The following is a 14,150-nucleotide window of genomic DNA, read 5'->3' on the forward strand; positions in this document are numbered from 1 at the left end:
ATTAAACATTTATTGGCTTTAATTTACTCGTAGATTTTGTTTCGTTTAAAACGCCAAGAATTATCAAATACTGAGATAAGCAGTAAAAAAACATAATTGTAATTTTATTATAGGCTATATCAGCATCATAAAATGTTTTAAGAATATTAATACTATCTGCTACCATAGACACCACAACACCTAGCAGTACATACCAAAAGCTTTGTAGGTTAACCTCATTACTTCTTAAATAAGCAAACTGCATTAACATCATTACAACAAAAAGATATATCAATAATGGCAGAAAATAAAACCCCAACTCATTATAAACAATAGACATGATAACACTCATGTAACAAAAGCAAAAAAGCAAAAAAGGAATCAGTTTTGAAATTTTAAAATCCTTATTATTAAAAAAGCGTACAGAATAACAAACTTTGGCTATAATAAATAAAGCTGTAGCTATCAAAACATTAATAGCATTCCCACTATTTCCACTGATAAAAAAAATATCCCCTATTAAAAAACAAGTCAGCGCTATTACTATTAATTTTTTTTTTCTTTGATCTTTCTGTTTTGTATTAATAATATAAAACAAAAGCAAACTGAAACTTAAAAGCGTTTTTGAGAAGTACCTATACACAACTAACCCTTCACTATTCTTAAAAAAAGAATCAAGAAGGTACAGCAACAAGTATAGTACAGAAAATTTTAATGTACTTTTAAAAATAAATTTCATATAGATTATTGGGGAATCTAAGATAAAAATTTAATTTTTAAATTAACACAAAAGCCTTACTAAATGTGGTTTAATTACTGATAATCAATATACGATTAGTCTTTTCTGTATTTTTTAGTTTCTTCAAAGACATGCGTTAAAATAGCTTCGTCCTCTGCAGAGAATTCTATACCTCTTCTAGACATAACAACTTTTGCAACTTCAAAAGCTTTAGATGTTAAATATGTAGTAAATCCTGAAGCACCACCCCAACTGTAACTTGGCACAAAGTTTCTTGGAAAACCGCTACCAAAGACATTGGCGTTAACACCTACAACGGTACCTGTATTAAACATGGTATTAATTCCACATTTACTATGATCTCCCATCATTAAACCACAAAATTGCAGTCCTGTTTTAGCAAAACGTTCTGTGTCATAATCCCACAATTTTACTTCGACATAATTATTTTTAAGGTTAGAATTATTAGAATCTGCACCTATATTACACCATTCTCCTAAAACTGAATTCCCTAAAAAGCCATCATGTCCTTTATTAGAATACCCAAATAACACGGAGTTATTAACCTCTCCTCCTACTTTACTGTGTGGTCCAATGGTTGTAGCACCATATATTTTAGCACCAAGTTTTAATGTAGCATTATCACATAAAGCTAAAGGTCCTCTAACCAAACTTCCTTCCATTATTTCGGCATTTTTACCAATATAAATAGGTCCCGAACTTGCATTTAATGTCGCGAATTCTAATTTAGCACCTTCTTCAATAAAAATATGTTCTGGAGCAATTACATTATTGCTTACCGGAATTGGTTGAGATGTTCTACCATCTGTAATTAAATCAAAATCCTGTTGGATAGCGTCTGCGTTTTTAGAAAAAATATCCCAAGTATGCTCTATAGTTGTAACGTCCTTATCAAATTCTATGGCTTCATAAGTATCAAAATTTATATCTTCTTGTGTATCCGTGGTGTAAAAAGCTATAATATCATCGCCTTTAAATATGGCTTGATTTTCTTTCAATCCTGAAATCAACTCAACTAATTCACTATTTGGCAAATAAGACGCATTAAGCATTACATTTTCTTCCAACTCGACCATCGGATATTTATCAGACAAATAGTCTTCTGTAACCGTTGTTGTAGTTGTACCAAGAAATAATTCCCATTTTTCTCTAATAGTTAAGATACCAACTCTGATATCTGCAACTGGTCTTGTATAAGTAAATGGAAGTAATTGATTACGTACTGGTCCGTCAAAAAGAATATAATTCATCTTAAAATGTAATTTAATAGTTAAAAGTCTTAATCCAACCTTTGTATTGATTTCTCAAAAATAGTCGAAATTTAGATAACAAAAAAAGCCTTTCACAAAAATGAAAGGCTTTTAAAATATAATTTGCGCTAAACTTATTTTTTAAATTTTGCGTATTTTGTTTTGAACTTATCAATACGACCAGCTGTATCAATTAATTTAGACTTACCTGTATAAAATGGGTGAGACGTTCTAGAAATCTCCATTTTTATTACTGGATATTCAACACCGTCAACCTCTAAAGTTTCGCTTGTGTTTGCAGTAGACTTTGTTAAAAACACGTCATCGTTTGACATATCTTTAAATGCTACCATTCTATAATTTTCTGGATGTATACCTTTTTTCATCGCTAAATGCTTTTTTATCTTAACTAAATTCGAGGTGCAAATTTAATCGTTTTTTACAAACTAACAACTAATTTCGTAAAAAACTTTATTGTTAATTTTTGTAACGTTTTATCGTACATTTATACTAACAAGTAATTAACTAACTAAAACAATTAAAGACATGGAAAAAACTATTAAATCTATCGCAACTAATTTTGGTATTTACCTAGGCGCAATACTAGCTGCTATTACCGTTATTGCTTATGCAACAAATTTAGAAATTTTAACTGAGTGGTGGCTTGGTATTGGTTTATTTGTTATGATAATTGTATTTGGAATTATATCTATTTCTAAATCTAAGCATGCCTTGGGTGGTTATATCAGCTTTAAAGAAGCATTTACAGCCTATTTTGTTACTGTACTTATTGGTATTGTTATAAGTAGCTTAGTAAGCATCATTATTTTTAACTTTATAGATCCGGAAGCAGCAATTACATTAAAAGAATTGGTAATAGAAAAATCTATCGAAATGATGAGAGGCTTTAACGCTCCAGAGGAATCTATCGCAGAAGCTTTATCACAAATGGAAGAAGCACCAAGTCAATATGCAATCGGAAATGTAATACAATCATTACTTATTCAATTAGTAATATATAGTGTTATTGGACTTATCATTTCATTAATAATGAAAAAAACTAACGAAGACCTATAATAGTTTTATATTTGAAAATATATTTCAAATTAAATTATGAACATATCAGTAGTCATACCACTACTTAACGAAGAAGACTCTTTAACAGAATTACACCATTGGATTGCAAATGTTATGCAATCCAATGGTTTTTCTTATGAAATACTTTTTATTGACGACGGTAGTACAGACCAATCTTGGCAAACTATAGAAACGCTTCAAGAAAAAGACAACAACGTTAAAGGTATTAGATTTTTGAAAAACTTTGGTAAGTCTCAAGCGTTACACGCCGGTTTTGCTAAAGCAAAGGGCGATGTTATTATTACAATGGATGCCGATTTGCAGGATAATCCAGACGAAATACCAGACTTATACAACATGATAACCAAGCAAGGTTTTGATTTAGTATCTGGATGGAAAAAGAAACGTTATGACAATAAGCTAACCAAAAACTTACCTTCCAAATTATTTAATTGGGCAGCACGTAAAACCTCCGGTGTCAAACTAAACGATTTTAATTGTGGATTAAAAGCATATCACCAAAATGTGGTAAAAAACATTGATGTTAATGGCGAAATGCACCGTTATATTCCAGTATTAGCTAAAAACGCAGGCTTTTCTAAAATAGGTGAAAAAGTTGTAAAACATCAAGCTAGAAAATATGGCGAAACAAAATTTGGTATGGATCGCTTTGTAAATGGCTTTTTAGACCTTATTACCATTTGGTTTTTATCAAGATTTGGCAAACGTCCAATGCATCTATTTGGCGCATTAGGCGTTATAATGTTTGGTTTAGGTTTGATCTTTGCCATATATTTAGGTATAGACAAACTATTTTTTAACACCACAGGTAGACTAATTACTCAAAGACCACCTTTTTATCTTGCGTTAGTAACAATGATATTAGGTTCGCAATTTTTTGTTGCTGGATTTTTAGGCGAAATAATTTTACGTCAAAAATCAGACAAAAAACGTTATTTAATCAAAGAATCCCTAAATTTAGAAGCCCAAGCTATTAAATAACAGCTTCTTAAATATTAACCTTTTTGCAATTTCTTATTTTTGCAATCAATACTTATAACAATGAGACATATAGACCCAAAACTTTTAGAAAGAGTAAACACCTGGTTAACACCTGCTTTTGATAAAGACACACAAGATTATATTAAAAACCTAATCGCGGTAGAGCCTACAGAATTAAAAGAAAGTTTTTACAAAAACTTAGAATTTGGTACTGGTGGTATGCGCGGTGTTATGGGTATTGGAACCAATAGAATAAATAAATATACTTTAGGTAAAAACACACAAGGAATAAGTAATTACATGCACCAAGTTTTTCCTGGAGAAACACTTAAAGTAGCTATTGCTTTTGACTGTAGACACAATAGTAAGAGTTTAGCAAAAGTTGTTGCAGATGTTTTTTCTGCAAACAATATTAAAGTCTATTTATTTGAAGACTTACGCCCTACTCCAGAGTTATCTTTTGCTTTAAAACATTTAGGATGCCACTGTGGTATTGTACTAACAGCATCACATAACCCACCAGAATATAATGGTTATAAAGTGTATTGGCAAGATGGTGGACAATTAGTACCACCACAAGATGGCGAAATTATTAACCTAATTAATGCGCTTGATTATGCCGAAATTAAATTTGAAGCAAAACCAGAATTAATTGAATATATAGGAGAAGCTGTAGATAACGTATTTATTGACGCAGCAGTAAAAAACGGAAGTTTTGACACGCCTCAAAAAGATAAAGACAATTTAAACGTTGTATTTACATCGTTACACGGGACGTCAATAACCACTATTCCAGAAACTTTTGAACGTGCTGGATACAAAAATGTACATATTGTTGAAGAACAACGTGAGCCTAATGGCGATTTTCCAACAGTTAAATCTCCAAACCCAGAAGAACCTGAGGCACTTAAAATGGCTTTAGATTTAGCTAAAAAAGTTGATGGTGACATTGTTATAGGTACAGACCCTGACAGTGACAGAGTTGGTGTTGCAGTAAGAGGCCTTGATAATAAAATGATTTTATTAAACGGAAATCAAACCATGGTCATGATGACCGAGTTTTTATTACAACAATGGAAAAGTAAAAACAAAATAAATGATAATCAATTTATAGGAAGCACCATTGTATCTACTCCAATGATGTCTGCTCTTGCGGATGCCTTTAATGTAGAGTGCAAAATTGGACTAACTGGATTTAAATGGATTGCAAAAATGATTAAAGACTTTCCTAACCAAGAGTTTATTGGTGGTGGAGAAGAAAGTTTTGGTTTTATGGTTGGTGACTTTGTAAGAGACAAAGATGCTGTAACCTCTGCTTTACTTGCATGCGAAATTGCAGCCCAAGCTAAAGCAAAAGGGAGTACTTTTTATAAAGAATTAATACAACTTTACACTAAACATGGCTTTTATAAAGAGCGTTTGATATCTATCACTAAAAAAGGTATTGAAGGTGCTCAAGAAATCAAACAAATGATGATTGATGCTAGAGAAAATCCACTAACAACAGTTAATGGATCTAAAGTAATCAAGATTGAAGACTATCAATTATCCGAAGCAAAAAACACGTTAGACAATACAACAACTGTAATAGACATACCAAAATCTAATGTTTTAATTTACTACACAGAAGATGGTAGTAAAATTGCGTTAAGACCAAGTGGTACAGAACCAAAAATAAAATTCTACATCAGCGTTAACACAACATTAGACAATGTGTCAGAATTTGAAGCTACGGAACAAAAATTGGAAAGCAAGATTGATGCTATATTAAAAGATATGCAGCTAAACTAAATGAAAAAAATAATACATCAACTTTTACCATTTATAAAAAAATTTAAAAAGCACGTCGTTTTTAACGTGCTTTTTAACTTATTATATGCGCTATTTAGTGCGTTAGCATTTATCTCTTTAATACCAATGCTAAATGTATTATTTGGTCAAACTACTACAGAAACAACAGCTCCAGTTTGGACTGGGCTTTCAGACATAAAAAACTATGGAGAGCAATTATTAAACTATAAAGTTAGCGGATACTTAGATTCTGGTAATCCACAAATGGCATTAGTTATTGTAATTGCATTAGTAATATCTACTTTTATTCTTAAAAATTTATTTGGTTATTTTGCTAATCAACACATGATGTATCTTAAAAATGGGGTTCTAAACGACCTAAGAAAAGATATGTATCAGAAAATAATAAAACTTCCTTTAAGCTTTTATTCTAAAAGACAAAAAGGGGATGTTATGGCTAGGATTTTAGGAGATATAAACGAAATGCAAAATTCATTTTTTATTGCTCTAGAGTTAATAGTAAGAGAACCTGCAACCATTATATTTTCTTTAATATTCATGTTTTCATTTAGTTGGAAATTAACGCTGTTTGTTTTATTATTTATACCGTTTGCAGGATTTCTAATCTCTAGAATAGGAAAAAGTCTTAAAAGCAACTCATTAAAAGCACAGCAAGAATCAGGAAAATTAATTTCGATTGTAGAAGAATCTTTAACGGGTCTAAAGATTGTAAAAAGTTATAATGCTGAAAATATTTTCTCTAATAATTTTACAAATTCATCAAATAGAATCCTTAAACTATCCAATAAAATAGGTATAAAAAACAATCTTGCTGGACCTGTAAGTGAGGTGTTAGGTATCGCAACTATTGCGGTACTATTATGGTATGGTGGACAACTTGTACTTGTTGAAAACATTATAAAAGGAACAGACTTTTTAGCATTTATGGGACTTGCTTACGCAATACTAACACCTGCGAAAGCAATAAGTAAAGCCTCTTACAAAGTTAAAAATGGGATGGCTGCTGCTGATCGTGTATTTGAAATTTTACACGAAGAAGACACATTACCAGACTTACCTAATGCTACTGTTTTAAATGGTTTTGAAAGCGAATTAAAAGTTGATAATATCTCCTTTAAATATGATGATGACTATGTATTAAAAAACTTTAGTATCAATGTTACAAAAGGAAAAACTATAGCGCTTGTAGGGCAATCAGGTAGTGGAAAAAGTACAATAGCAAATCTAGTTACACGTTTTTACGACATTAATGATGGTAATATTACTGTTGATGGGCAAAATATTAAAAACGTCACTAAAAAGTCATTACGTAGTTTAATGGGACTTGTTACTCAAGACTCTATCTTATTTAATGATACTATTAAAAATAATATATTAATAGGTAAACCAGATGCTACAGAAGCGCAAATAATTGATGCTTTAAAAATAGCAAATGCTTGGGAGTTTGTTAGCGAATTGCCAAACGGTATTGAAACTAACGTCGGTGATGCTGGAAATAATTTTTCTGGTGGACAAAAACAACGTTTAAGTATTGCTAGAGCTGTACTAAAAAATCCTCCAATTATGATATTGGATGAAGCAACGTCAGCTTTAGATACTGAAAGCGAACGATTAGTGCAAGTTGCCTTAGAAAACATGATGAAAAACAGAACGTCTATTGTCATTGCACACAGGCTGTCAACTATTCAAAATGCAGATGAAATAATTGTCATGCAAAAAGGTCAAATTGTAGAGCAAGGTACACACACACAATTAATAGAAAAAGATGGTATGTATAAGCGACTAGTAGAAATGCAAAGCTTTGAATAATTTTACAAAATAGAATACATTAAAAAAGGATAAACATATGTTTATCCTTTTTTTTTAAGTCAATGTTAGATTTGGGGCTAACAACAAAATAATAACTATGCTGTAAATATAAAGTAATATTATTCAATAACAGCAAAAAACAACGTTTAATCGATAAAAAACAACACTTAACCGCTTAGTTTTATCATAACTACCTTTCTTACAGATTATTAAAAAACTAAACAAATAGTTCTTTTGTATATTAAACTTTCCTGCTATTTTAGAGTCTAAGAATTAACATGTCGGACAACGAAACTATTTTAGTGCAGCAACTACAATCTGATAAGGATAAAAACGCTGCTTTTAAGTCTTTAATATCGCTTTACAAAGAGCGATTATATTGGCATATCCGACATATTGTAAAGTCTCATGATGATGCTGATGATGTTTTACAGAATACCTTTATTAAGGTTTTTAAAAATATTAATAACTTTAAAGGAGATAGTAAATTATACTCATGGCTTTATAGAATTGCAACAAATGAAGCCTTAACCCTTCTTAAAAGAAACGCAAAATTAAAAGATATTAATAATCAGGACATACAAGATTTAACAATTAACAACTTACAATCTGATGTTTATTTTGAAGGTGACGCCATTCAATTAAAATTACAAAAAGCAATTGCAACACTTCCTGAAAAGCAACAATTAGTTTTTAATATGAAATATTTTCAGGATTTAAAATACAGTCAATTATCAGAAATACTGGACACAAGCGAGGGCGCTTTAAAAGCATCTTACCATCTAGCATCCAAGAAAATAGAAGCATATTTAAAAGCAAATTAAACCATTTAAGATTTTAGTAGTCTTAGTAATAGAATGAAAAAAGAAAACCTAAATACAATTAACAATTCCGGATTTAAAGCCCCAAAAGACTATTTTGAAGGTTTAGAAGATGCTATCCTAACGCAAGCTAAGTTAGAAGCGCATTCTAAAACCGTTAGTTTTAAAGTTCCGGATAATTATTTTGAAACTATTGAAGACTCAATAGTAGCTAAACTAAATAAGCCTGAACCAAAAGTTTTTAACTTGTTTAGTAAAAAAGTAATTACATCTGTATCTAGTATTGCTGCAGCTATTGTTTTATTATTTAGTCTAAATCTTTTTAAAAGCACACCTACTCTTGAAAATTTAGACACAGCAACGGTAGAGAATTATATTTTAGATGAAATTGAAATTAATGAACTTGATTTATTAATTGATACTTCAGAACTATCACAAAATGATTTTATTAATTACGATTTAATAGAAATCGATGATTATATAGACGATATAGAGTTAAACGATTTATATCAAGACTAAAAAAAAACAGCTATGAAAACACACATTATAACAGTATTAATCTTGCTATTCTCTTTTAGTGCTATTGCACAAAGTGATCATGATAAGCAACATGAAAAACTAAAAGCGTTAAAAGTAGCGCATATTACAGAACAATTAAACTTTAGCACCAAAGAAGCGGAAGCTTTTTGGCCTGTTTACAATAATTTTGAAGCAGAAAAACACAAACTACGTGAAACTTCTACTGCTAAAAGAAATGATGTAGATTTAGAAAAACTAACAGATAAAGACGCGGAAACCTTAATAAAAGAAATGCAAGCCTTAGAACAAGAAAAAGTGCAGAGTTATAAGGTTTACATAGATAAACTTTCTAAAATAATTGGCTACAAAAAAATAGTTTTACTTTTTTCGGCAGAACGCACATTCAAGAAAAAAATGATACAAGAATATCGTAACAGACATAGAAACGATAAAAAATAAGAAAAAAAAAGAAGCCATTTGGCTTCTTTTTTTTTGCATTAAACTTAACTTATTTAAATCTTATATTCTTTGAGTTAATAATTATGGAATTCTGAAATAAATTCAGAATGACGCCCTTTAACCATTTCAACCAATGATATAGATTTTATTTAAAAACATTGCTGTAAACTATGCTTTTAAAACAGTCTATTTAAACGTTAATTTACTAATCTTTTTATTCCCGGCTGCATACGCTGTAGTTTCGTCTATAAATCTAAGTGTATAATACCCATCGTCACTTAAATGCGTCCAAGTATTACCAGCATCACTACTGTAATCAATACCCTTAAAACCAATAACAACTAATTGCTGCGCATTACTATTTGGTACGTATTGTACACAACTTCTATAACCTGGTCCAGAACCATCAGCCATAAGTTGCCATGTTTTTCCGCCATCAGTAGTCTTTATTTTATTAGCCACATTATCATCTGCTTTGGTGTAATCCCCGCCTACTGCAAAACCATTATTTTCATCATAAAAATCTATACTATAAATCCCTGTTGTTTCTAAGCCTTGTATAATTGGCGTCTCAAAGACTTCCCAAGTGTTTCCTTTATCCGGAGAATATAAAATACGACTAGCTTTACCACCAGTGGCTACCCAAGTTTTATCACCTACAATTGCTATATTAGTATCACTTGCTGCAAATGCAGCTTCACCCGCTTTTGCTTTTGGTAACACATCACACGAAAGTTTTGTCCAAGTTTTCCCTCTATTTCTAGTAATAATGATACTTAAACAGTTGTCCGTAGGATCTCCTATTGCAATACCTTCACTGTCATTCCAAAATTCCATAGAATCATAAAATGCTTTTTCATGGTTTTCTTGATACACAACAGTATTTTTATGTAAATCAACATCCAAATTAAATACCAATGCTGGAGAAGCAATACTAACCCCAAACGCACGGTTTTTGGTGACTGCCAAAGCTCTAAAATTTGGCGTTATAGTATCATGTTTTACAGTAATTGGAAATACTGATTTTACTTGATCAGTAACCGCTGCATTTTTATTAAAATACATTCCAAATTGCCCATTAGATGTAAGATAAACCAAACCTGTAGTATCCATTATTTCAATAGCTCTTACATTTAAGGCATCATCTTCAATTAACGTTTCAATCTGAACAGCAGTAAAGGTTGTTTTAATTGGTTTTGGTACCGTTTTATATTTACCAACACCACAGCCTCCTAAACCAACTATTAGTGAGAAACTAAAAACAAGGTATATTACTTTTTTCATAAATTTTAATATTTCTATAAAAATAGAAAAGCTCCACCATTACAGCGAAGCTTTCCTGAAAAATAATCAACCAAAATTATTTATCTTCAATTTCTAAGGTTTTAATATCTGCAATTAATTGTTGTACAGCAGTTTTATTTAAACCATTATATATTCCTCTGATGTGTTTATCCTTATCAATTAACACAAAATTTTCAGTATGTAAAAAATCATCATCCGTCTTTTCTCCCCCCAAATCTTCTTCAACAAAATAAGCTTGTCGTCCTAAGTCATAAATTTGTTTTCGATCTCCGGTTACTAAATGCCATTTATTAGAAATAACACCTTTACCTTCTGCGTAATGTTTTAATGTTGACACAGAATCTTTTACTGGTGTAACAGAATGTGACAATAATAAAACCTCAGCATCATCCTTAAATGCGTCTTGTAAAACAGACATGTTTTCCGTCATTTTTGGACAAATCCCAGGACATGATGTAAAAAAGAAATCGGTAACATAAATTTTATTATCAAACGTCTTCTCTGTAACTTCTTGACCATCTTGGTCCGTTAAATTAAACTTAGGTATTTTATGAAATGTACTTAAAGCTTCACTTTTACTATCCAACCAATGTGGTGTAAAACTGGCGTCACTATAGTAAGGAAGTCCATCTACCCTACTACTTTTTTCTTCTACTTGCTCTTTACAACTTAACACGATAAGTGTAATTAGAGCTATAATTATTAGGTTATATTTTTTCATCTTGAACTATTTCTTCTTCTAATTGAAAACATAAATTGGCTCTTTTTAGTCCAAAAATACGCCCGTTTTTAGCTTCGTAATTATTGTAAATCTTACCATTACGTCGCCATGCTTGTTGCATACCTTCTTCTTTACCATTTACAATAGTCATCTGTTTAAATTTTTCGCCAGAAACATACCATTGTTTTTGAATCCCATTTGCAATTCCGTTAACAAAAATAGACTCTGATCTTAAATTACTGTTAGACCACCAAGATCTAGAAATACCGTTTAATTTTCCTTTAGAATAAAACGCTTCAAAGCTTAATAATCCATCCTGAAACCATTTTTTAAAAGCGCCTTCTTTTTCTCCATTTATATAATCGACAGTTTCTGCTTTTTTACCGTTTGGATAATATAAAACCGAAACCCCACTAAAAGGCTTGTCTTGATAATACACAAGCCCTATGTTTTGTTTAAAGACTAATTTAGACTTAAGAATAAGGACTTCAGACATTCCAATTTGAGCACTACTTGCAACGTCCTTTTTAACTGCTTTATCTTGGCAATTAAAAAAGAATATAAAACTGAATAAAAAACAGCTTTTATTGAATATTGCTTGGAGTTCCTTGATAGTCACCTGGGAATAATATATAGTATGCGTTTAAATATAATTCGTTTTCAATATGGTAATGGTACTCTGCAGTTGTTGTATGTTGTGTAGTACTTGTATGCCCTCCTGATACGTCTAAATCTGTAGGGTATGTTCCTGTAGCGTTACATTTACGTCCATAAAGAAAAAAACCATCTGCTATAATACCAATTAACTCTTCGTCATCATCAGACCAAGCTTTAGGCTCTAAATGGTAATGGTAACTTTGCGGTCCTGTATGTGCTGCTGTATAATCTAAAGATCCAACTGCGTTATCTAAAGGGACATTTGGTCCTTCCTCATCGTTATAAATCACTGATCCAGATACTGATATTCCAATTGCACCTAACCCCGTTGCTGTAGAGCTACTTGCTAGTTGTGGATCTGCAGATACTGTTAATGAATATGACCCATTAAAATCATCAATATTTCCAGGTGCCATTTGATCATAACTTGTTACCGTTGGCTCTACCCACAAAGCGTGATTTGAACTAGAAACGGTAGTCATTGTTTCTCCTCCAGGACCAACTAAAGATCTAGATACTGTATTTGACCAATATGGTGATGTGTGATCAGGCAATCCATTAGTCTGTATTGTTACATTTGTACCACTTAGTGCTATTGATGTGTTAGTTGTACTAAACTCGCCAAAAGCAGCATGTAACGTTGCTGTAGTCCCTTCTGAGTCTGTATCTGTATCTGTACTAGATGATGCGTCATCATCACTACATGATACAAAGACTGCACATGCGGTTAATATTAAAAAAGATAATTTAAATACGTTTTTCATTTTATATAATTATTAGTGGTTTATATTCTTTAGATGCGTGTTAGAAAAAAAACTTGCGCTTTTTTTCAAAATTAATTTCTTCCGCCTTGAGGACGTCCTCCTTGTGGTCTTTGCACTCTACTTTTTGAGGCCTTTTCTATCTCTTCTTTAGTAATAAAACCATCGCTATTACTATCTATTTTTGAAAAGTCTTCTTTTAAAGGGCCTTTAGCTTCGTTAACAGACAATTTACCATCATTATTAGCATCCATTTGTTCTATTATTTGAGATGGGTTTGGTCGTTCTCCTTGTCCATTTGGTTGTCCATTTGGTGGTCCTTGTTGCTCTGTTTCTACTTCTCCCATAACGCAACGTCCAACATAAGGAAACTGATTAGTCACTAAATACATATATTTACCATCTACAGTAATACCATTACACTCATCTAAATCTCCATAACCAGCTACATACTCGTAATCAGAGCCATATGTCCCGTCATGATGGCCACCAACAGCAATATCCATATGCTGCTTTGGATTATCATAAGTACAATCTTCTCCTTCTCTTGTTCCATCTAATAACTTAAAGCTTGGTTTGTATTGTCCGCTTTTAGAATAATACATAGGAAAACCATCATGTGCAAAACCAATATGAACTAAATCTTGTCCGCTATCAAATTTAGAAATCATTGATGTAGGTGTCCCGTGATAATGATACGCTCCGGTTGGTTGTACATGTGCATGATTAAAATCTAAACCAAGATCTATAACATCTTGAATAGCCTCTACACGGTAATTTTCTCCCGTATCACAAACTACCACCTCTGCAGTTTGAGGCTCAAATTTAATTCCGTTTAAAGCAACGCCTGGCTCTCTCATCCATTGTGCTTTTCCTGTGAACTTTGGTGTTACCGGAAATTTATAAGTAATATTTTGAGATGCTATAGTATTTGGGTTACCTGGATTAGGAAAGGTTCCTGTTTCATGATTTGGTAATGAGTTAGTAACCATTACACGAGTATCTCCAACAATAGTCACTTTAGTTTTAGTTCCAAAAGCACCATCCTCTAAATCATAATTACCGTAATAATTAGTTGTAGACTTAACGACACTTTCTGTGTCATGGGAATGGTTTTCTGAACCATCATGACTATGAGATGTTGTCTTTTTTTGACTATTACAACCATACAAAAGACCTATAATTACGACTGCTAAAATTTTAAATATATGTTTCATC

The 14,150-nt window shown here is 31.6% G+C and carries 15 protein-coding genes; 7 read left to right on the forward strand and 8 right to left on the reverse strand.

What is annotated here, in order from left to right:
• Nucleotide 1: 1 nt before the first annotated feature.
• The 3 genes from BMZ09_RS08890 to BMZ09_RS08900 form a co-directional block, all read right to left on the reverse strand.
• Nucleotides 2–718 (reverse strand): lysoplasmalogenase family protein, encoded by a 717-nt coding sequence (locus tag BMZ09_RS08890; RefSeq protein WP_090839644.1) that lies wholly within the window; start codon nucleotides 716–718, stop codon nucleotides 2–4.
• A gap of 95 nt (nucleotides 719–813) precedes the next feature.
• The gene (locus BMZ09_RS08895; protein WP_090839646.1) at nucleotides 814–1,989 is read right to left on the reverse strand and encodes a GlmU family protein; all 1,176 of its coding nucleotides are present in this window, start codon (nucleotides 1,987–1,989) and stop codon (nucleotides 814–816) included.
• 134 nt (nucleotides 1,990–2,123) lie between these two features.
• Nucleotides 2,124–2,375: a type B 50S ribosomal protein L31 gene (locus BMZ09_RS08900; protein ID WP_090839648.1), complete on the reverse strand. Its 252-nt coding sequence runs from the start codon at nucleotides 2,373–2,375 to the stop codon at nucleotides 2,124–2,126.
• A gap of 160 nt (nucleotides 2,376–2,535) precedes the next feature.
• Between BMZ09_RS08900 and BMZ09_RS08905 the strand changes: the two genes are divergently transcribed.
• The 7 genes from BMZ09_RS08905 (at nucleotide 2,536) to BMZ09_RS08935 (ending at nucleotide 9,488) form a co-directional block, all read left to right on the forward strand.
• Nucleotides 2,536–3,066, forward strand: a complete 531-nt coding sequence (locus tag BMZ09_RS08905) for a DUF4199 domain-containing protein (protein WP_090839650.1) — start codon at nucleotides 2,536–2,538, stop codon at nucleotides 3,064–3,066.
• A 36-nt stretch (nucleotides 3,067–3,102) separates the two neighbouring features.
• On the forward strand, nucleotides 3,103–4,068 hold the full coding sequence (locus BMZ09_RS08910) for a glycosyltransferase family 2 protein (protein ID WP_090839652.1): 966 nt from the start codon (nucleotides 3,103–3,105) through the stop codon (nucleotides 4,066–4,068).
• Between the two features lie 60 nt (nucleotides 4,069–4,128).
• Nucleotides 4,129–5,859, forward strand: coding sequence for a phospho-sugar mutase (locus tag BMZ09_RS08915; RefSeq protein ID WP_090839654.1), 1,731 nt, complete (start codon nucleotides 4,129–4,131; stop codon nucleotides 5,857–5,859).
• Nucleotides 5,860–7,689: an ABC transporter ATP-binding protein gene (locus BMZ09_RS08920; protein ID WP_090839656.1), complete on the forward strand. Its 1,830-nt coding sequence runs from the start codon at nucleotides 5,860–5,862 to the stop codon at nucleotides 7,687–7,689. It abuts the gene before it with no gap.
• A 278-nt stretch (nucleotides 7,690–7,967) separates the two neighbouring features.
• Nucleotides 7,968–8,513 carry an RNA polymerase sigma factor gene (locus tag BMZ09_RS08925; RefSeq protein ID WP_090839658.1) on the forward strand — a complete coding sequence of 182 codons (546 nt, stop codon included), beginning with the start codon at nucleotides 7,968–7,970 and terminating at the stop codon, nucleotides 8,511–8,513.
• A 33-nt stretch (nucleotides 8,514–8,546) separates the two neighbouring features.
• Nucleotides 8,547–9,029 (forward strand): hypothetical protein, encoded by a 483-nt coding sequence (locus BMZ09_RS08930; protein ID WP_090839660.1) that lies wholly within the window; start codon nucleotides 8,547–8,549, stop codon nucleotides 9,027–9,029.
• A gap of 12 nt (nucleotides 9,030–9,041) precedes the next feature.
• The gene (locus BMZ09_RS08935) at nucleotides 9,042–9,488 is read left to right on the forward strand and encodes a hypothetical protein (protein ID WP_090839662.1); all 447 of its coding nucleotides are present in this window, start codon (nucleotides 9,042–9,044) and stop codon (nucleotides 9,486–9,488) included.
• Between the two features lie 186 nt (nucleotides 9,489–9,674).
• Here the strand turns inward: BMZ09_RS08935 and BMZ09_RS08940 are convergent, their stop codons facing one another.
• From BMZ09_RS08940 to BMZ09_RS08960, 5 genes are all read right to left on the reverse strand, one after another.
• On the reverse strand, nucleotides 9,675–10,772 hold the full coding sequence (locus BMZ09_RS08940; RefSeq protein WP_090839664.1) for a WD40/YVTN/BNR-like repeat-containing protein: 1,098 nt from the start codon (nucleotides 10,770–10,772) through the stop codon (nucleotides 9,675–9,677).
• Between the two features lie 76 nt (nucleotides 10,773–10,848).
• Nucleotides 10,849–11,514, reverse strand: a complete 666-nt coding sequence (locus tag BMZ09_RS08945) for an SCO family protein (RefSeq protein ID WP_090839666.1) — start codon at nucleotides 11,512–11,514, stop codon at nucleotides 10,849–10,851.
• A complete protein-coding gene (locus BMZ09_RS08950; protein WP_245741125.1) occupies nucleotides 11,501–12,010 on the reverse strand; it encodes a toxin-antitoxin system YwqK family antitoxin in 510 nt (169 codons plus the stop codon). The genes BMZ09_RS08945 and BMZ09_RS08950 overlap by 14 nt, the downstream gene beginning before the upstream one ends.
• A gap of 88 nt (nucleotides 12,011–12,098) precedes the next feature.
• Nucleotides 12,099–12,935: a YHYH protein gene (locus tag BMZ09_RS08955; RefSeq protein WP_090839668.1), complete on the reverse strand. Its 837-nt coding sequence runs from the start codon at nucleotides 12,933–12,935 to the stop codon at nucleotides 12,099–12,101.
• 71 nt (nucleotides 12,936–13,006) lie between these two features.
• A complete protein-coding gene (locus BMZ09_RS08960) occupies nucleotides 13,007–14,149 on the reverse strand; it encodes a YHYH protein (protein WP_090839670.1) in 1,143 nt (380 codons plus the stop codon).
• Between the last annotated feature and the right edge of the window lies 1 nt (nucleotide 14,150).

This window comes from Olleya namhaensis, from assembly GCF_900114005.1.
Classification (GTDB): Bacteria; Bacteroidota; Bacteroidia; order Flavobacteriales; family Flavobacteriaceae; genus Olleya; species Olleya namhaensis.